General features: G+C 44.1%; 16 protein-coding genes. 3 read left to right on the top strand and 13 right to left on the bottom strand.

Annotated elements, in window-relative coordinates:
• Positions 1 to 8: 8 nt before the first annotated feature.
• The 4 genes from DYI25_RS22745 to DYI25_RS17605 all read right to left on the bottom strand — a co-directional run bounded on the left by DYI25_RS22745 (position 9) and on the right by DYI25_RS17605 (position 4,596).
• Positions 9 to 1,067 (bottom strand): ATP-binding protein, encoded by a 1,059-nt coding sequence (locus tag DYI25_RS22745; protein WP_213371391.1) that lies wholly within the window; start codon positions 1,065 to 1,067, stop codon positions 9 to 11.
• 138 nt (positions 1,068 to 1,205) lie between these two features.
• On the bottom strand, positions 1,206 to 2,681 hold the full coding sequence (locus DYI25_RS17615) for a nicotinate phosphoribosyltransferase (protein WP_213371389.1): 1,476 nt from the start codon (positions 2,679 to 2,681) through the stop codon (positions 1,206 to 1,208).
• A 144-nt stretch (positions 2,682 to 2,825) separates the two neighbouring features.
• A complete protein-coding gene (locus DYI25_RS17610; protein WP_213371387.1) occupies positions 2,826 to 3,377 on the bottom strand; it encodes a cysteine hydrolase family protein in 552 nt (183 codons plus the stop codon).
• A 277-nt stretch (positions 3,378 to 3,654) separates the two neighbouring features.
• Complete coding sequence (locus DYI25_RS17605; RefSeq protein WP_213371385.1) at positions 3,655 to 4,596, bottom strand: diacylglycerol kinase; 942 nt, start codon at positions 4,594 to 4,596, stop codon at positions 3,655 to 3,657.
• Positions 4,597 to 4,865: 269 nt separating this feature from the next.
• Here DYI25_RS17605 and DYI25_RS17600 point away from each other — a divergent pair, with 269 nt between their 5' ends.
• The 3 genes from DYI25_RS17600 to putP all read left to right on the top strand — a co-directional run bounded on the left by DYI25_RS17600 (position 4,866) and on the right by putP (position 8,080).
• Complete coding sequence (locus DYI25_RS17600; RefSeq protein WP_213371383.1) at positions 4,866 to 5,726, top strand: aminoglycoside 6-adenylyltransferase; 861 nt, start codon at positions 4,866 to 4,868, stop codon at positions 5,724 to 5,726.
• 62 nt (positions 5,727 to 5,788) lie between these two features.
• A complete protein-coding gene (gene plsY / locus DYI25_RS17595; RefSeq protein ID WP_213371381.1) occupies positions 5,789 to 6,409 on the top strand; it encodes a glycerol-3-phosphate 1-O-acyltransferase PlsY in 621 nt (206 codons plus the stop codon).
• 195 nt (positions 6,410 to 6,604) lie between these two features.
• Positions 6,605 to 8,080: a sodium/proline symporter PutP gene (gene putP, locus DYI25_RS17590; protein ID WP_213371379.1), complete on the top strand. Its 1,476-nt coding sequence runs from the start codon at positions 6,605 to 6,607 to the stop codon at positions 8,078 to 8,080.
• Positions 8,081 to 8,576: 496 nt separating this feature from the next.
• Here putP and gatB read toward each other — a convergent pair whose 3' ends face one another.
• From gatB to pruA, 9 genes are all read right to left on the bottom strand, one after another.
• A complete protein-coding gene (gene gatB / locus DYI25_RS17585) occupies positions 8,577 to 10,004 on the bottom strand; it encodes an Asp-tRNA(Asn)/Glu-tRNA(Gln) amidotransferase subunit GatB (protein WP_213371377.1) in 1,428 nt (475 codons plus the stop codon).
• A gap of 13 nt (positions 10,005 to 10,017) precedes the next feature.
• Positions 10,018 to 11,475, bottom strand: a complete 1,458-nt coding sequence (gene gatA / locus DYI25_RS17580; RefSeq protein WP_213371375.1) for an Asp-tRNA(Asn)/Glu-tRNA(Gln) amidotransferase subunit GatA — start codon at positions 11,473 to 11,475, stop codon at positions 10,018 to 10,020.
• An 11-nt stretch (positions 11,476 to 11,486) separates the two neighbouring features.
• Entirely contained in the window at positions 11,487 to 11,777 is a 291-nt protein-coding gene (gene gatC / locus DYI25_RS17575) for an Asp-tRNA(Asn)/Glu-tRNA(Gln) amidotransferase subunit GatC (RefSeq protein ID WP_213371373.1), read from the bottom strand.
• A gap of 614 nt (positions 11,778 to 12,391) precedes the next feature.
• The gene (locus DYI25_RS17570) at positions 12,392 to 13,030 is read right to left on the bottom strand and encodes a TetR/AcrR family transcriptional regulator (RefSeq protein ID WP_213371371.1); all 639 of its coding nucleotides are present in this window, start codon (positions 13,028 to 13,030) and stop codon (positions 12,392 to 12,394) included.
• Positions 12,984 to 14,249, bottom strand: a complete 1,266-nt coding sequence (locus DYI25_RS17565) for an MFS transporter (protein ID WP_213371369.1) — start codon at positions 14,247 to 14,249, stop codon at positions 12,984 to 12,986. The genes DYI25_RS17570 and DYI25_RS17565 overlap by 47 nt, the downstream gene beginning before the upstream one ends.
• Positions 14,250 to 14,438: 189 nt before the next feature.
• Positions 14,439 to 14,885, bottom strand: coding sequence for a YueI family protein (locus DYI25_RS17560; RefSeq protein WP_249745535.1), 447 nt, complete (start codon positions 14,883 to 14,885; stop codon positions 14,439 to 14,441).
• A 425-nt stretch (positions 14,886 to 15,310) separates the two neighbouring features.
• Positions 15,311 to 16,591, bottom strand: a complete 1,281-nt coding sequence (gene aceA / locus DYI25_RS17555) for an isocitrate lyase (RefSeq protein ID WP_213371366.1) — start codon at positions 16,589 to 16,591, stop codon at positions 15,311 to 15,313.
• 187 nt (positions 16,592 to 16,778) lie between these two features.
• Positions 16,779 to 17,486 carry a CPBP family intramembrane glutamic endopeptidase gene (locus DYI25_RS17550; protein WP_213371364.1) on the bottom strand — a complete coding sequence of 236 codons (708 nt, stop codon included), beginning with the start codon at positions 17,484 to 17,486 and terminating at the stop codon, positions 16,779 to 16,781.
• A gap of 115 nt (positions 17,487 to 17,601) precedes the next feature.
• On the bottom strand, positions 17,602 to 19,149 hold the full coding sequence (gene pruA / locus DYI25_RS17545) for an L-glutamate gamma-semialdehyde dehydrogenase (protein ID WP_213371362.1): 1,548 nt from the start codon (positions 19,147 to 19,149) through the stop codon (positions 17,602 to 17,604).
• Positions 19,150 to 19,277 lie beyond the last annotated feature (128 nt).

The following is a 19,277-nucleotide window of genomic DNA, read 5'->3' as shown; positions in this document are numbered from 1 at the left end:
GCAATCTTCTACAAATCGACACTATGAAGTCTTGGCAAACTGATTCTGATCGTTGTGCCCTCGTCAAGCTTGCTCTCAATATCTATATGTCCCCGGTGAAGGTCAATAATCCTTTTGCAGATGATCAGCCCTAGTCCGGTCCCTTTTTCCTTTGTTGAATAAAAAGGTTCGAATAAACGCTTAAATCTTGATTCCGATATTCCGCAGCCTTTATCGACAATCGTAACCATAACGGATTCCAGGCCCATTTCCTCCAGTCTTACTTCGATAAAATGTCCGCTTTCTGCTGTCGCTTCAATCGCGTTTTGCAGCAAGTTGATCAGCACTTGTTTCATTTGTTTCCGGTCGCAATCAAGAAAAATGTCGTCCTCGGACCCGAACTCAATCTTTATGCTCTTAAGGTTGGCCTGCGGTTCCATAAAGTGAATACATTCTGCCAACAGGTTATTAAAATTCGTATGCTGAAAATAAACATTTTCACTTGGTTTTGCAATGAACATGAACTCATTGACGATTTCATTGATCCGGTTCATTTCGTCCAGCATGATGTCCAGGTACGGCACCAATGTTTGATCCGAAACGCTCTCTTTTACGATTTTTGCAAAACCCTTCAGCGAAGTAAGCGGATTCCTGATTTCATGCGCGATGCCTGCGGCAAGTTCTCCTACTACAGAAAGCTTCTCCATTTGCTGAACCTGTTTTTCTCTCGCTTTTTCCTTCGTGATGTCTATGGTCGTCCCAATAACCTCCACTGTCTCTCCGTTATGACGAATAGGATTCAGGATGGCCAGGTATTGAACCCCGCCAAAACTTCCTTCATAGTTGACATGCTCACCATTCCAAGCCTTTTCATAAAAAGCCTCTTTGCGGAGAGCTTGATCCGCCGGAAGGAACTCAAACAACGATTTTCCCACTACTAATTCAGGGCAAAGACCCACTTTTTCGATCAGTTTGCCTTCAATAAATGTATGGATGAAGGTGTTGTTCTTTTTTTCAAACTTGAAAATAAAGCCAGTTTCTCTCGGAATGAATTGTTCATAATCCACCTTGCACTCCTGGTCATTCACACGGCCACCCCCTTAGTAAAAGAAAAGAATTCGTTCTCTAATAATTCTTTATTTTTATGGGAATTCCTTTAGTAAAAATAGGTAATTAGCAGGGGATATTGAAAAAGCCTCCTTACACCCGGAGAAGACGGGCTTACATTACATATTTTCTCCAGTCATCTCCATGACCTTTTCTTTCACTTCTTCTATATTGCGCATCTTGTTGTCCCAGCACTTCTGGCTGAGGTCGACTGGGTATTCTTCCGGATTGAGCATACGCGTATATTCTTCCCATAGCACTCCGAGGCAGTATTTTGAATGTCTGCGGACTTCATCCAGGCTCGGCTGAGTGTACACAAGCTTGCCTTCCCTGAAGATATCGTGATGCAGATCCCGCGCGTCAAAATTGGTAACAAATTTGCTGATGAAGGTATGGACCGGATGGAACATTTTCAAGCGCTTTTCCTGCTGCGGATTTTCACCCTCAAGCGTGATGTAGTCCCCCTCGGAACGATTATTGGCTTTGTTGATGATCCGGTAGACATTTTTGATGCCAGGGGTCGTCACTTTTTCCGGATTGGAGGAAATCTTGATTGTGTCCTCCATCGTTCCGTCCCCCCGCTCGACTGAGACGATTTTATAAACCGCTCCAAGGGCTGCCTGTTCGTAAGCGGTGATCAGCTTCGTGCCAACTCCCCAAGTATCGATTTTCGCACCCTGGGCTTTCAGGTTCATGATTGTATACTCATCCAGGTCGCTGGATGCTACGATTTTCGCATCTTTAAATCCTGCTTCATCAAGCATTTTACGAGCTTCCTTTGAAAGGTAAGCGAGGTCTCCGCTATCGAGTCGGATGCCGATAAAATTTATCTTATCGCCGAATTCCTTTGCTACTTTGATTGCGTTTGGCACTCCGGATCTCAGCGTATCATACGTATCAACGAGGAAGACGCAGTCCTTATGCGTTTCGGCGTATTTTTTAAAAGCGGTGTAGTCATCCTTATAGGCCTGGACCATCGAGTGGGCATGAGTACCGGCAATCGGAATTCCGAAAAGCTTGCCCGCACGAACATTGCTTGTCGAATCAAAGCCGCCAACATAAGCAGCACGAGTGCCCCAAAGCGCCGCATCCAATTCATGAGCACGGCGAGTCCCGAATTCCATCGCGATTTCATCTTTTACGACCTGTTTGATCCGTGAAGCCTTTGTCGCGATCAAAGTCTGATAGTTCACGATATTGAGCAGCGCCGTTTCAATCAATTGCGCTTCAACAAGTGGCGCGTCGACCCTAACCAGCGGCTCATTGGCAAAAACAATCTCACCCTCCTGCATTGCACGAATCGAGCCAGTGAACTTCAGATCTTTTAAAAAGGCAAGGAAATCCTCATCAAACTTCCCTTCCTCTCGCAAGTACTGAATATCACCCTCTGTAAAACCAAAGTTTTCGATATAATTAATGATTTTTTCAAGGCCGGCAAAAACGGCATAGCCATTGCCAAAAGGAAGCTTCCGGAAAAATAAATCAAACACCGCACGGCGATTATGGACGCCATCTCGCCAGTAAGTTTCCATCATATTTAATTGGTATAAGTCCGTGTGTAGCATTAAGCTATCGTCTGTGAATTTAGTACTCATCAAAAAACCTCCAAATTTACTGCCACCAATAAATTAGCTTTGCGGCCAATCCGCTGATCTAATTGAGAACTTACCTCCGCACTAATCAATCCTTAAAATGGCTGTTACTTTACTTCCGCTCCAATCGAGCTCTCAAAATGGCGGCTACTTTACCTCAGCGCCGATCGAGCTCTCAAAATGGCGGAGCGACCAATCATGGCCAACCTGGTCAAAGGAAGCAACCGCATCTTTATACACAATAACCTTAAATCCCTTATTATAAGCATCTACTGCCGTGTGGAGGACGCAAATATCCGTACACACACCGACAAGATGCACTTCAGTAATACCTCTCTCACGCAGTTTTATCTCAAGATCCGTCCCGGCAAAAGCAGAATACCTCGTTTTGTCGATATAATGCACGTTGTCAAGATGCTTATTTTCTTCATAAACACCCTGCAGGCTGCCGTACAAATCCCTCCCTTTCGTACCGCGGATATTGTGAGGCGGATACAACTTCGTCTCCGGATGGAATTCATCGCCCTCGTCATGGACATCAATCGCGAATACAACGTAGTCACCATTTTTGATAAAATCCTTGGTGATGCTGACTAGCTTCTCCTCGATCGCCTGGCCTGGTTCGCCGCAAGTCAGCTGACCATCGTCCGCCACGAAATCATATGTATAGTCGATATTGATCAACGCCCTGTTCCCCATTATGTATCCACATCCTTTTATCTTATTATCTATTATTTTCTTCCATTTATGTTTTACAGGCAAATTTTTCATATCGGAAGGTGACCATTCATCCATAAATTTTGTTTTAGGAATGAAATCAAAATTTATGGAATATATTCAACTTTCCAGGAATATATCTGTAGATTTAAGGAATATAATTTAATTTTAAGGAATAAAACCATAAGTTTAAGGAATATCCTTCTATACCCTATTTCAGAGCACAAAAAAACCACTCCGATACAGGAGTGGTTTCCCATTATTCTGCTTTAAAGTTCAATTCCAGGTTCTCCGGACGGTCTTCAGGGCGGATTTCGTCGAGTGGCACGTAGACTTCGATGTGCCTGAACAGGTTTTCGAATTCAGCTGGCAGGTTGCCGCCGTATTCGCCGTCGAGGTTCAATTGAACAGTTTCCTTGGATTGCACCTTGATGCGGTTTGCCTGTGTGTAAATTACGCCCGGGTCATTGATATGCTCACCGCGGACAGCGAGTGAGGCGATCCTGATAAAATCAGCCAGGTTCGTCTTTTTCAAAATCAATAAAGAAAACATTCCATCATTAATTGATGAGTTCGGTGCCAAGCGTTCGAAGCCGCCGACGGAATTTGTCAGCCCGACGAGGAACATCATGACCTCACCTTCGTACAGCTTGCCATCATACTCAATTGCTACTTCAGAAGCACGAATGGACGGCAGCATCTCAATTCCTTTTAGATAATAAGCGAGCTGTCCAAGCATTGTCTTGAGCTTGCTCGGCACTTCATATGTCAGCTCCGTCATCCTGCCGCCGCCAGCAATATTTATGAAATATCTATCGTTGATCCGGCCTACATCGACCGGAATCGTTTCGCCTTTTACAATGATGTCGACCGCAGCATCGATATCCCTCGGGATATGGAGCGCGCGCGCAAAGTCATTTGTTGTGCCGACCGGAATGACGCCAATTTTCGGGCGGTATTCCTGTTCAGCGATTCCATTGACCACTTCATTGATCGTGCCATCTCCGCCAGCCGCAATCACCAGGTCATAGCGTCGTTCAACTGCAATCCTCGCAGCCTGCGTCGCGTCCCCCTCACCTGTCGTTGCATGGCATGATGTCTCATAGCCGGCATTCTCCAGCTTCACCAAGACCTCCGCAAGATGCTTCTTAAAAATTTCACGACCCGAAGTCGGATTATAAATAATTCTTGCTCTTTTCATACCCATCATCCTACTTAATATGGTTTTTAATTCCATTCTCTTACATCATAGCCCATTACGACTATGGAGGCAATTACCCAAACATTGATAGTACCGGATATATCATAAACTAATTTCAATCTATTTGCCAAAAAGAAATCTACTTTTTAACCAAAGTGTTAACTATCGTATTTTTCGAAAAACTCTTCCATTCATACTCATTCTTTTTTACAATACAAGGAGAATGGTTACATAAATTGGAAGACAGCGACCGTGATATGGAGGTGCAAATGATGAACTATAAAGACCTCATTACCCGATTTACAAACTGGGCAAAAGTACAAGAGACTATTCAAGCCGCAATCGTCATTGGCTCGAGAGCCAGAACTGAAGTCCCGGCAGATGAATGGTCAGATCTTGATATTATTTTACTGACGGACACACCCGAACAATTCATCGATTCGGAGGACTGGCTGGAAAACATCCACTCTTATTCCATCAGCTTTTTAGAAAAAACGGCGGTAGGCGATGGGATTGAACGCCGTGTCATGTTCAACCCCCATCTTGATGTCGACTTTGTCATCCTCACACCTGAATACTTTTCCGGAATGCTTCAAATAAAGGAAGTCCAGCAGGTTTTTCAGAAAGGATACAAAGTGTTATTCGATAAAACAGACGTTACAAACGGCATTATAGTTCCCGAAGATTCTGCGCCGGTTCAATTGCTGCCTACACAGACTCAATTTGATAATCTTGTTCAAGACTTCTGGTATCATGTTGTGTGGGTCAGCAAGAAAATGCTGCGGGGCGAAATTTGGGTGGCAAAGGAATGCCTTGACAGCAACTTAAAGAATCTTGTTCGTGTGATGGCTGAGTGGCATGCAGTCTCCGTTCTGGGCAATTCCCCCTGGCATAATGGGCGTTTTATTGAAAATTGGGCTGATGCGAGGCTAGTAAGCTGTTTTTCTAAGATGTTCGCAATCTATGACCGCAACAGTATGTTCCTTGCCATGAAAGAAACAATGAGTATTTTTAGGCTGCTCGCTGTCGAAGTTGGCGAGAGTCTTAACTATCCTTATCCTCACCAGGCTGATCAGGCGGCAGAAAGATTTTTACATACTTATCAAGAATCGATCGGCTCGGTAAAATAAACCTTCTGACCAGGACTATCTCAGAATAAAATTCTTTAACTAGATTAAAAGGGTGACACTATATGACTTGGATTTGTCTGTTGGCAGCTTATTTGGTTGGTTCCATTCCTACTGCTTTATTGATTGGCAAATATTTTTTCCACGTTGATATCAGGGATCATGGCAGCAAAAACCCTGGCGCGACGAATACATTGCGTGTCATGGGAAAGCGGGCTGCCATTGTCGTGCTGCTTGTCGATGTCGCAAAAGGGATGCTAGCCGCTTCTCTACCGCTGATATTCGATACTTCAGTTGAGCCGCTGTATGCCGGACTGGTTGCGGTAATAGGCCATTGCTTCCCTATATTTGCGGGATTCCGCGGGGGAAAGGCGATTGCCACAACTGCGGGGGCGCTACTGATTGTTGATTTCGGAATGTTTTTGGCCGCTTATGTGACTTTTTTTGCCGTCATATTGGTGACCAAGTATGTGTTCATGGGTTCGATCTCGGTGGGAATTGCAATGCTCGTTTATTCATTCTTCTCTCCGGAAATTAATGAACCACTGATCTTTACTGCTTTTATTTTATTTTTAATTTTCCTCCATCGTTCTAATTTGCAGAACTTTTTTAGCGGCAAGGAACCGAAAATCAATGATAAAAAAGTGAAAGGCGACCGTCTGCCACCAAAAGATCTTAAAACTTAACCTTTACCCATGGCTTTCTCGAGCCATGGGTATTCTTTTACCCTCTAGATATATTAGTAAAATAAATTACTATTTATAGAATAGTAATTTTAGAGAAAAAAGAGATTGTTATTCATTTAATTGAAATGATAGAATATTATTTGTATTAGCAATATTTTTTTAATGATTTTTCACGATAATAAAGGGGGAAAGATTATGTCCAATGAAATGTACCAAATCATTGCCATCGGGATTTACATGGCCGCGATGCTTTATATCGGCTGGTACTCCTACAAAAAAACAAGCAATCTGACTGACTACATGCTTGGCGGCAGATCACTTGGTCCGGCAGTCACAGCCCTGAGCGCCGGTGCAGCTGACATGAGCGGCTGGCTTTTGATGGGTCTTCCAGGGGGAATTTATGTTAGCGGTTTAGCGAATGCATGGATTGCCATTGGATTGACCGTCGGCGCTTATCTCAACTGGCTTTATGTAGCACCTCGACTTCGTTCTTACACACATGTAGCAAATGACTCCATCACGATTCCTAGCTTCCTTGAAAACCGTTTTAAAGATGATACAAAGCTTTTAAGAATTGTATCCGGAATTGTTATCCTACTCTTTTTTACCTTCTACGTATCCTCCGGAATGGTCGCCGGAGCTGTTTTCTTCCAGAGTTCATTCGACCTTGATTATCATACCGGCTTATTGCTCGTTTCCGCTGTTGTTGTGGCGTATACATTATTCGGCGGCTTCCTTGCGGTAAGTTACACCGATTTCATCCAGGGGATGATGATGCTTCTCGCCCTGCTGCTCGTGCCAATAATCGGTTTCTCAAAAACTGGGGGACCTGCAGAAACGTTCGATACCATCCGTTCTATCGACCCTGCATTGCTTGATTTATTCAAAGGTACAACTGTTCTCGGCATCATTTCAACTGCAGCATGGGGTCTTGGCTACTTCGGCCAGCCCCATATCATCACCCGCTTCATGGCAATCACTTCAATAAAAGAAACAAAAAGTGCCCGAAGAATCGGCATGGGCTGGATGATCTTCTCGTTGATTGGAGCCATGGTGACAGCCTTGATAGGTCTTGCTTATTTCACACAAAATCCTGATGTGAAGCTAGATAACCCTGAGGCAGTCTTTATCGTACTCGGGCAACTCTTCTTCCATCCATTGTTTGCAGGCCTAATGCTGGCAGCGGTACTTGCTGCAATCATGAGCACCATCTCGTCCCAACTGATCGTTACATCCAGCGCACTGACTGAGGACTTGTATAAGATCATATTCAAAAAAGAAAAATCAGATAAGCAGTACGTATTTTTCGGACGTATGGCTGTACTCGTAGTAGCAATTATCGCCGCTTCACTTGCCTGGGTACAGAACGACACAATCCTTGGCCTGGTTGCTTACGCATGGGCAGGCTTCGGCGCAGCGTTCGGACCAATCATCCTCCTCAGCTTATACTCGAGAAAGATGACCAACTGGGGCGCGATCCTCGGTATGATTGCCGGTGCGGCTACAGTGGTTATCTGGAGCAATCTCGGCTTGAGCGATGTAATGTACGAAATCGTCCCAGGCTTCATCATCAACCTGATTATTTCAGTAGTCGTCAGCTTGGCAACTTACAAACCAAATGCTGAGATTGAAAAAGAATTCGACATGAGTATCGAGAACTTAAAATTATAACAGCCATACCACAGAGAACTTTTCTCTGTGGTATTTTTATTTCATTCCTCGCTAAATTCTTACAGGAAATTACATAAGCACTGTCGGAATGTATATCAGCATATTTTATATTAAACCGATACAGAAGATCTGCCGCCTTACAATGATTTCCTTTCAAAGAATCCAGAAAAACTATCAGTCCTGGCGATTGTTCCACGTGGAGAGTCAGAAAAGTAAGACATACCTGACGAAGTAAAGGAAAAACTCGATTCCTTTCACATTTCAGATGATATGGAAGGACTGAAGAACCAGTATCCAGAACTGCACACGAATTTAACACCTGTTTATTTAATATTCAATAGTGAATTTCACCAACAGTCCGTTGCTGATCAGGATCCCTTGATTAGCAGCATACTAAATCATGAATTACAGATGGGAAATTAGGATGTTGGCCCTTATATCATTTTCCGGGAAATACCGACAAAAAAGCTGACGAACAAATCGTCAGCTTTCGCTATTATCTTTTATTTAATTCTTGAACAAGCAATTTATTCACTAATGGCGGGTTCGCCTGGCCTTTTGTGGCTTTCATGATCTGGCCAACGAGGAAGCCTTTCGCCTTATCCTTGCCGCCTTTGAAATCTTCTACAGACTGCGGGTTGGCGTCGATGATTTCGGTGATGATTTTGAGTAGGGCTCCTTCGTCGGAGATTTGGACTAGTCCCTTCTCCTTGACGATTGTCTCCGGGTCGCCGCCGTTCTCAACCAATTCCTTGAACACCTGCTTCGCAATTTTGGAAGAAATCGTGCCATTTTCAATCAGCTTAATTAATCCAGCAAGTCCTTCGGAGGTCAATGTTGTTTCGTGAAGCTCTTTCGATTCAGCCTTCAGGTAGGCAGAGAATTCTCCCATCAGCCAGTTGGATGCCTGCTTCGGATCGGCTCCTGCCTTCACAGTCGATTCAAAGAAATCAGCCATTTCCTTCGAAACAGTCAAAACTTCAGCGTCATACGCTGGCAATCCCATATCCTCGACATAGCGCTTCTTGCGCTCGTCTGGAAGCTCTGGAATTTCCGCACGAATCTTCGCCTTCCACTCTTCATTGATATAGAGGTCAGGAAGATCCGGTTCAGGGAAATAACGATAATCGTCAGATCCTTCTTTGACACGCATCAGGATCGTCGTGTTGCTCGCTTCGTCAAAGCGTCTTGTCTCCTGCTGGATTTCACGGCCAGCGAGGATTTCCTCTTCCTGGCGCTTTTCCTCGTACTCAAGACCTCTGCGGACGAAGTTGAACGAGTTCAGGTTCTTCAGCTCGGTTTTCGTTCCGAATTCCTTCTGACCGACAGGCCTGATGGAAATATTCGCGTCGCAGCGGAGTGATCCCTCTTCCATTTTGCAGTCGGAAACTCCTGTGTATTGGATGATCGACTTCAATTTCTCCAGATAAGCATATGCCTCATCCGGCGTGCGTATATCGGGTTCCGATACGATCTCAACGAGTGGGGTTCCCTGGCGGTTGTAGTCAACGAGGGAGTAGCCATTGCCGTGCGTCAGCTTGCCAGCGTCCTCTTCCATATGGATACGGGTAATGCCAATCTTCTTTTTATAGCCATTGACCTCAATCTCAATCCAGCCGTTCTCGCCAATCGGCTTATCGAACTGGGAAATCTGATAGGCCTTCGGATTGTCTGGATAAAAATAGTTTTTCCTGTCGAATTTCGTATGCTCTGCGACTTCACAATTCAACGCCATAGCGGCCTTCATAGCGTAATCAACTGCTTTCTTATTCACGACAGGCAGTACCCCTGGATACCCAAGGTCGATCACGCTTGTATTTGTATTCGGCTCAGCACCAAAATGGTTCGGGCTCGCCGAGAATATTTTCGATTCTGTTTTTAATTCAACATGGACCTCAAGGCCAATTACCGTTTCAAACTTCATCGTCTTCACCCCTTTACAGCTCAGGTTGTTTTTTATGGAAATCTGTTGCCTGCTCGAATGCATGGGCAACTTTATATACAGTACTTTCATTGAAATGACTGCCGATGATTTGCAAGCCAAGCGGCAGCCCTTTATCAAAGCCGCATGGAATAGAGATTGCCGGCACGCCTGCAAGGTTAACCGGAATCGTTAGAATATCATTTGCGTACATTGTCATCGGATCTGTTGTGTTCTCGCCGATTTTGAAGGCTGGCGTAGGTGCAGTCGGCCCGACAATCACATCGTATTTCTCGAATACATTTTCAAAGTCCTGCTTGATCAGCGTACGGACCTTCTGTGCTTTTTTATAATAAGCATCATAGTAGCCAGAGCTAAGAGCGAACGTACCGAGCATGATACGGCGCTTTACTTCCTCGCCGAAGCCTTCTGCACGGGTCTTTTTATACATTTCAATCAGGTTCTCCGCGTTTGGTGTACGATAGCCATATCGAACGCCATCAAAGCGAGCCAGGTTCGCGGATGCTTCGGATGAAGACAGCAAGTAATATGTAGCCAAAGCATACTTAGAATGAGGCAAAGAGACCTCTTCCCATGTTGCGCCCAGACGTTCAAGGATCACAAGAGCATCCATTACCGATTTACGTACCTCTTCATTAACACCTTCGCCAAGATACTCCTTAGGTACCGCAATTCTCAATCCTTTGATATCACCAGTTAATGAACCAATATAGTCAGGGATGTCCACATTTGCGGAAGTCGAATCCATTTCATCGTGTCCCGCAATCGCTTTTAACAGAAAAGCATTGTCTTCTACATTGCGTGTGATTGGACCGATTTGATCCAAAGAAGATGCAAATGCGATTAATCCAAAGCGTGAAACTAATCCGTAAGTTGGCTTCATACCAACCACTCCGCAGAAAGATGCCGGCTGACGGATTGATCCGCCTGTATCAGAGCCCAAAGAGAACAGCACTTCACCGGCCGCTACCGATGCAGCTGAACCACCCGAAGAACCACCAGGTACACGGTCTAGATTCCAGGGATTAAGCGTCTTCTTGAAGCCGGAGTTTTCATTCGATGATCCCATCGCGAACTCGTCCATGTTCAGCTTGCCAATGGTCACCGTTTCTGCCTGTTGCAGCTTCTGAATGACAGTCGCATCGTATATAGGATCAAAGTTTTCGAGAATCTTGCTCGCCGCCGTCGTGCGCAAACCCTTTGTAACGATATTGTCTTTGATTCCGATTGGCAGGCCATATAATTTATTGGTTGGAGCGCTTTGCACTGCCTTTTCATCCAATGCCTTCGCCGCTGCTCTTGCATTTTCTTCATCTAATGTTAAAAATGCCTGGACCTTGCCTTCAACCTCGCCAATTCGCTTGAACGATTCATCGACCAGGTCGGAAACGCTTAGATCTCTTTTATGTAAAAGCTCATGAATCTCCGAAATCTTATGTTCAAATAAACTCATCGCCGGTCCTCCTACTCCATAATTCCAGGTACTTTGATCTGCCCATCCTGGTGCTCAGGCGCATTCTTCAAAACCTCTTCACGCGGAAGGCCCTCATTTGCACGGTCCTCACGCATGACATTCTTTATTTCAAGTACATGTGCAGTTGGCTCAACATTGTCCGTGTTCAACTCATTCAACTGCTCCGCATATGTAATGATTTTATCCAGCTGATCGGTCAGCATTTGCGCTTCTTTTTCGGTAATCGCCAATCTCGCCAGGTGCGCGACATGCTTCACCTGCTCCTCTGAAATCCTTGACATAATAGCACCTCCATCTTAAATCGTCAGACAATAATAATACTGATCATAGCAAAGTTTTCCACGTTAAAGCAATACAAGCCTTGCTGTTTGTACTATTTTAACATGACCGACAGTTGATCGCAGGAAAGAATACATTTTTGTGGAATATTACTTAATACAGTCAGAAACCATCTTCGGGAGAAAAAAGTATTGCCAAACTGATTAAACTATTTAAATAAAGGAGAGATTCCTATTCTTCATTTCATATTCGATTTCATTGGTGACTTATTTGCCAGTTCAGGGTACGGTCAGTCATTGAACACCCAAAAAATCGATCGGAATATCGCTCGGTTGAATCAGCATGACTGGTTCAAAAAGATATACGATGACGAGAAGTACCGTCGTTTATTTTTTGTTAACCGGCATGTGAGGGCGTATCTGCAAAGCTCTATCCGGGTTAACAGAATGATTCGCAATATAGATTCCCGGCAAGAGCTTTTAAGACTATTGGAAAAGCAATTAAAATAGGGAATGGTGAATAACACCACTCCCTATTGCCAAAGCAAGCCCGGTCTCCAGCAAAATAACCTAGGTGGCAAAGTAGGCTAGGACTCTCGCCAACCCAAGCCAATACTTTATTCGCCTTTTGTCGAATGATCGCCGATTCCTAAAGCCATTTTTAAATATTCCACAAATAAGATCGATTGCTCTTTGATCTTTAAATCTTCCTTCGATAACATGGCATCCTCTACTGCTAAGCCGTCGATGAAAGCAATGATCGAACGGGCAATGATTTCATGATCGAATTTCGTGCTGAATTCACCGCTTCTTTGTCCATGTTCAATAATATGGGCATACAATTTCAAGCCATTATTGTATCGGACTGTCCCGTATTCTCTCCTATGTTCATCATTTCTTCCTATTATAAAAAACTCAAGTTTTGCCGGAGCCAGAGGATCCATATCATCATCAGGCTCTCCGTCCTCGCCAAAGATGATTTTCATGAGCATATCCCAATAAGATGTTGCATTTTCCTTTACCATATCCAACGTATCATCTATCTCCATGGCTAGTGATTCTTCCAGGATCGTTTCAAACACAGCTTCTTTACTTGAAAAATATTGATACAGTCCGCCTCTGCTGACGTTCGCAGCATCCATTATGTGCTTCATTGTAGCTCGTTCGTAACCATATTCAATAAAAACTTCCTGTGCTGCCTTCAATATTTCAGCTCGACGCTGTTCCATGTGTTTCTGACTGACTTTCGGAGACATTTGCTCTCCCCCGTTCTATTTTACTTTTAAAAACCAATCCGATAATCGAGACCCCAACCAACAATAAGCCAGTAATCACAAATGTCGGGATGACTCCCAGTACAGTGGCAAGCAACCCGCCAGCCAATGGCCCAATGATTGTTGCCGTGGTAGTTACACTATTTAAAACGCCGAATACCCTGCCTGTCATGTGTACTGGAGTATCCGTCTGGACAGCAGCTTGGAAAGGGATGAACACCAATCCGGCAGAAAATCCAGCAACCAATCCCAAAGCAGGCCCCCATAAAGCCGGAAGCGCTAAATCCAATTGAGTCAATACAGCCATCATACTAAAACTGACCCCAATCCCACAAACTCCAATAAACAATAGAATGAGAGCGTTGTAATCTGTTTTTTTAGCCAGCAGCAATCCTGTAAAAAACATACCGACCCCCGATGCCGTAACAATATAACCAAAGAGATCAGGTGAAACATTCGATAGTTCCCTGAGTAATACGATGATTTGGGAGTCGGAAAGCTGTAAAATCAACAGACTCACCCCTAACACCGTAATCCCAACAATCAAGAAACGATTTCCCTTGATAAACCTGATACCTTCCAAAAAATCTTCTTTAAATGAAGCTCCATTTTTTCCATCTGAATCGTTCCTTGCTGGTGCTGATGCCTTTGGTAAAGCGAGCAGCAGAAGCGCTGAAATGATAAAGGTTCCGGAGTCAATAAAGAACACCAGCTGTGTACCAAAAGCCGCGACCAGAAGTCCGCTTAACAAAGGTCCCAGCACCTTCGTCCCTGAATCAATCATGGAGGTAATGGACATGGCGCTTTTCATATTTTCCTGAGCTATCAGTTCTTTAAGCTTTCCATTCTTTGCCGGGACAAATATTGCTGAGAGCATTCCGACCATGAAGAGGCATACATATACAGTCACTAACGAACTAGCAAATGCAAGAACTAAAATAAGTCCTGCTCTCACTAAGTCTGAAACAATCATTAACGCTTTTCTGTTTAAGCGGTCAGCAATTGTTCCGGTAAATGGTCCGAGAAGCGCCATTGGGACCGCCAAACATAGAATGATGAAGCTAACTTCCATTGGAGAAGCCTCCCATTTCAAGCCAACCATCGTTATGATTGCAATAACACTCAACCAGTCACCAATACTTGAAATTAACTGCGCCAGCATTAAGGTGATAAACCCCTTATTTTTTAAAAGACCGTTCATCCTGATCCCTCCAGATTATAACGACATTATTGTCGTTTTGTTTGATTTAATTATAACGACACCTTTGTCGTTTTTCAACCCCTTTTTGTAAACTTCTGGATTTCATATCGTTTTCAATTTTAAATAGCTTGGTTTCATTGAAAAACAACCATAAAAAAAGAGCTAACCTACAAGGCTGCTCTTCCGTCTCTATTTTCTAAAAAACTTACCAAACCCAGATAAGAAACCCTTTTTCTTCTTAGGCTCAGCTGTTTGAATTACTGGTTTCTTTTTGCCAAGATAAATTTCCTCTTTATCAATTGCATGGTCGTGTGCTAAAACGAGCCCCAGCTCAGAATCATAATCTTTATTGGTCACGATCGTAAACTCGATGCCCCGTTTTTCAGCCGCTTTGATGTATTCAGATAAATAAGAATATGATATATTGCCATTTAAAAAGAGATGGGCTTCTCCGTTTTCATCCATAAGCTGCTCGACCTCAGGTTCAACACCCTTTCTCATTACCTCCCCCTGAGTAAGTGCAATGACCACCCGCTCCCTAAGTGTCGTAAGGAAACGCCGTCTCTCATCAGGCTTCGTCTGCTTTGCCCCGTGGATTCCTTGCTGTAAGTAATCATCCACATTGCTTTTGCTCAACCGATCCACCTCCACCATATTGCAGCTTTCTTTCCTATTACTAACTACTTCGATTTTACCCTTCCAATTCCTTTTGAGCTAAGTCTCTGCTTAAGCCTCTATGACGGACACAAAATACGCTTTGCCTCTAATTTCTGTCCGTCATGACCTTGATGACGGACACAAACCACGCTTTGCCTTCATTTTATGTCCGTAATAGCTGACCAAATTCAAACTTCAATAATATTATGTATGTTTCTGCCCAGAAGTCTGTGCTAGTTTAAGGTTAACCTATTTTGAGCAAAAAAAAACCTTCTCTTCATGCTGAAGAGAAGGACACAAATAGGAGAATGCAAGGTAAAAAAATCAAAAACGATTATGGTGTATCGCCACCTGAGTTGGAGGGCCCAGGCAGCGAGAAAACCCGTGACTAAATATCAAGCTGATCAAGAAGTTGTAAACTGCGCTTCTTCCGTAGATCCTTTTAGCGCGGTGGTTGAAGAAGTTCCTCCGGAAATGACCATTGATACATCATCAAAATAGCCTGTTCCGACTTCGCGCTGGTGTCTTGTTGCTGTATATCCATGCTGCTCGCTTGCGAATTCAGCCTGTTGCAGTTCTGAGTAAGCTGCCATCCCGCGCTCTTTGTAGCCACGAGCCAGTTCGAACATGCTGTGGTTCAATGCGTGGAAACCTGCAAGTGTAACAAACTGGAACTTGTAGCCCATCTTGCCAAGCTCGACCTGGAACTTCGCGATAGTTTCGTCATCCAGCTTCTTTTTCCAGTTAAATGATGGCGAGCAGTTGTAAGCAAGCAGTTTGCCAGGGTACTTTGCATGGATAGCTTCTGCAAAGCGGCGGGCTTCCTCCAGATCCGGCTCTGATGTTTCACACCAAACCAGGTCAGCATATGGAGCATAAGCAAGGCCGCGGGCGATTGCCTGGTCAAGACCAGCCTTCACGCGGAAGAATCCTTCAGGCGTCCTTTCACCAGTGATGAATGGAGCATCATATGGATCGACATCGCTTGTGATTAAATCTGCCGCGTTCGCATCCGTACGTGCAACAATCAGCGTTGGCGTGCCCATGACGTCAGCTGCAAGACGCGCTGCAATCAGGTTGCGCACCGCTGTTTGTGTTGGAAGAAGTACCTTTCCGCCAAGGTGTCCGCACTTCTTTTCAGAAGAAAGCTGATCCTCAAAGTGAACGCCAGCCGCGCCAGCTTCGATCATGCCTTTCATCAATTCGAATACATTCAGCTGTCCGCCAAATCCTGCTTCTGCATCCGCCACGATTGGTGCGAACCAGTCAATGGAATCGTCTCCTTCTCCATGAGTGATTTGGTCAGCACGCTGCAAAGCTTGATTGATACGCTTTACTACAGCTGGAACACTGTTCGCAGGGTACAAGCTCTGGTCAGGATACATATTCCCTGAAAGGTTAGCGTCCGCTGCAACCTGCCAGCCGCTCAAATAAATTGCCTTCAGTCCTGCTTTTACCTGCTGGACCGCTTGGTTGCCTGTAAGAGCGCCAAGTGCATTGACGAAATCCTCTTCATTCACTAGCTTCCAAAGCTTCTCCGCACCGCGGCGTGCCAGTGTATACTCGATATCAATCGAACCGCGAAGCTTGATGACATCCTCCGCTGTATAAGTCCTTTCTACTCCAGCCCATCTGCTATCCAATTCCCAGCTTTCCTGCAATTGCTTTACACGATCTTGAGTCATTTAAATATTCCTCCCGCTTTTGTTTTTAAGTATTTTGTTATAGTACAGTATCAATACCTCTAATTTGTATTATATAACAGACGATTTATATTGCAACTATTTTGTTAAATTTTTCTGAAAAATTTTTATAATTAGGAAAATGTCCTACTGAGGCATAACCATAAAAAAAACACAAAGAAACCCCTGATTACAGGGGTTTCTTTGCATTCTTTTTCATCATGAATTTTATATAGAAAAATGTGAGAGCGGGTACAATTAAATTTGGCAGCAGGAATTGTACGAAGAAGGAGAGCTCGTTTGAAAGTTGGATGTAATTCTGATCAGGTTGAAGGATTAGTATTTGTTGGCCCAAGGGTCCTTTTGAAAAAACAGAGTTAAAAACAAAGTTCCATCCTAAATGCAGACCAATTGGGAGCATCATTGATTTTGTTTTTTCAAATGCATACGCCCAAACTAATCCAGAAATCGATGTCATCAGGAACACAACAAGCATTAAAACTATATTTCCTAATACGCCAAAAGTAAACCAGTGGTAGACTCCAAAGGCACTTGCGGATAATAAAATTCCTGTCCTCGCTCCCCATTTTCGGATAGAGATATAGAGAAGTGCTCCTCTAAAAATCAACTCCTCAAAGACAACAGACTTAACATTCCACCAGAAGAAGTTTAATGTGCCAAGGACAGTTAGATGTTCATTCAACTTCCAGTCCGTATTTGTTAGTGCAGAATCGAGCAGCTGTATCAATGTGCAAAGTGATGCGGTAAAAATGAACCCCAGAGCAAATTGGGACATTCTTGATTTACTTGGTGTGATACCTAATACATTAAGGTTTTCCCTGTAAAAAACACGAAGTAAAATCCATGATATCAATAGTTGTACTATTATGCCCAGCAAAGCATCAACTCCATCATAGGGTAATTTTACCTAATTATATCAAAGGACGCGCCTTTCCATTCCCATAAAATGAAAAAATCCCCCTCTCAAGCGAGAAGGGGATTCCAATTTTGTATTAGTACATTTCAGAAGTAGTCTTAGCTTGCATGTGAAGAAGCAGATAGTCTGGTCCGCCAGCTTTTGAATCTGTTCCTGACATGTTAAAGCCGCCGAATGGCTGGTAACCTACGATTGCGCCTGTGCAGCCGCGGTTGAAGTAAAGGTTTCCGACATGGAAATCTTCACGTGCCTTCTGGATGTTTTCACGGTTGCGAGTGATAACCGCTCCAGTCAGGCCGTATTCAGTGTTGTTCGCGATTTCAAGTGCGTGGTCGAAATCTTTCGCTTTTGCGAATGCCACAACTGGACCGAAGATTTCTTCCTGCATGATGCGAGCTTTAGGGTCAAGGTCAGCGAATACTGTTGGCTTGATGAAGTAGCCTTTTGAGCTGTCTCCTTCGCCGCCAGTCATCAAACGGCCTTCTTCCTTGCCGATTTCGATGTAGCTCATGATCTTATCGAATGCACCCTGGTCGTTTACAGGACCCATGAATGTGCTTTGATCTGTAGGATCATCAAGCTTAAGCTCGTTTGTCAATTCAACGACGCGGTTAAGAACCTGGTCGTATACATCTTCAACGATAACAGCACGTGAGCATGCAGAACACTTTTGTCCTGAGAAGCCGAAAGCAGAAGCAGTGATTGCTTGAGCAGCTAATTCAAGATCAGCATCTTTGTCGACAACCATCGTGTCTTTTCCGCCCATTTCAGCGATTACGCGCTTAAGCCAAATTTGGCCTTCGCTCAATTTTGAAGAGCGCTCGTAAATTCGCAGACCCACATCACGTGAACCTGTGAAGCTTACGAAGCGAGTGTCTTTGTGGTCAACAAGGTAGTCGCCCACTTCAGCGCCGCTTCCTGGTACGAAGTTAAGGACGCCTGCAGGAAGACCTGCTTCTTCCATTACTTCAACAAACTTAGCCGCAACGACTGGAGTAGTTGAAGCTGGCTTCAATAGAACTGTATTACCAGTTACGATCGCTGCTACTGTTGTACCAGCCATGATCGCCAACGGGAAGTTCCAAGGTGAAATGATGATTCCTACTCCAAGAGGAATGTAATCATAACGGTTATATTCATTTGGACGGCTCTCTACTGGTACACCGTCTTTGATTTTAAGCATTTGGCGGGCATAGAACTCAAGGAAGTCGATTGCTTCAGCTGTATCAGCGTCTGCCTCGTTCCATGGCTTGCCTGCTTCTTTTGTTAAAAGCGCTGAGAACTCATGCTTGCGGCGGCGAATGATTGCAGCAGCCTTGAATAATACATCTGCACGCGTTTCAGGCTTCACTTTTCTCCAAGTCTTGAACGCTTCAACTGCCGCTTGCATCGCTTTTTCAGCTAGATCGCGGTTTGCCTTTGATACGCGTCCAACAACTTCTTCTTTATTGGATGGGTTGTAAGATACAATCTTGTCTTCAGTCGAGATTCTCTCTCCGCCAATCACCAAGTCGTAATCCTGGCCAAGATAGCCTTCTACAGTTTTCAATCCAGTCAGGTATCCTTCACGGTTTACCTCATCTTTAAAATTCGTGAAAGGCTCGTGTTTGTATGGCTGAACCATTCTATCCCCTCCTATGTATTAAAACGTTTTCATTCCTTTCCCATTCTATCATGAGAGTCTCGTAGTGTTCAATGCCAACGTACTAGCAAGTCTTGGATTGAGAATTTTCTAAATTTTTATTATGGCAA

The sequence above is a fragment of the Mesobacillus boroniphilus genome, assembly GCF_018424685.1.
Lineage (GTDB): Bacteria > Bacillota > Bacilli > Bacillales > Cytobacillaceae > Mesobacillus > Mesobacillus boroniphilus_A.
The sequence above is the reverse complement of the archived record's forward strand: the minus strand, read 5'-3'. Positions and strand labels throughout refer to the sequence as shown.

Bases quoted from the DNA above. Each gene is read 5' to 3' on its own strand.
- DYI25_RS17615 (WP_213371389.1), bottom strand. From the start codon at position 2,681: ATGAGTACTAAATTCACAGACGATAGCTTAATGCTACACACGGACTTA.
- DYI25_RS17610 (WP_213371387.1), bottom strand. From the start codon at position 3,377: ATGGGGAACAGGGCGTTGATCAATATCGACTATACATATGATTTCGTG.
- DYI25_RS17605 (WP_213371385.1), bottom strand. From the start codon at position 4,596: ATGAAAAGAGCAAGAATTATTTATAATCCGACTTCGGGTCGTGAAATT.
- DYI25_RS17600 (WP_213371383.1), top strand. From the start codon at position 4,866: ATGATGAACTATAAAGACCTCATTACCCGATTTACAAACTGGGCAAAA.
- plsY (WP_213371381.1), top strand. From the start codon at position 5,789: ATGACTTGGATTTGTCTGTTGGCAGCTTATTTGGTTGGTTCCATTCCT.
- putP (WP_213371379.1), top strand. From the start codon at position 6,605: ATGTCCAATGAAATGTACCAAATCATTGCCATCGGGATTTACATGGCC.
- gatB (WP_213371377.1), bottom strand. From the start codon at position 10,004: ATGAAGTTTGAAACGGTAATTGGCCTTGAGGTCCATGTTGAATTAAAA.
- gatA (WP_213371375.1), bottom strand. From the start codon at position 11,475: ATGAGTTTATTTGAACATAAGATTTCGGAGATTCATGAGCTTTTACAT.
- gatC (WP_213371373.1), bottom strand. From the start codon at position 11,777: ATGTCAAGGATTTCAGAGGAGCAGGTGAAGCATGTCGCGCACCTGGCG.
- DYI25_RS17570 (WP_213371371.1), bottom strand. From the start codon at position 13,030: ATGTCTCCGAAAGTCAGTCAGAAACACATGGAACAGCGTCGAGCTGAA.
- DYI25_RS17565 (WP_213371369.1), bottom strand. From the start codon at position 14,249: ATGAACGGTCTTTTAAAAAATAAGGGGTTTATCACCTTAATGCTGGCG.
- aceA (WP_213371366.1), bottom strand. From the start codon at position 16,591: ATGACTCAAGATCGTGTAAAGCAATTGCAGGAAAGCTGGGAATTGGAT.
- pruA (WP_213371362.1), bottom strand. From the start codon at position 19,149: ATGGTTCAGCCATACAAACACGAGCCTTTCACGAATTTTAAAGATGAG.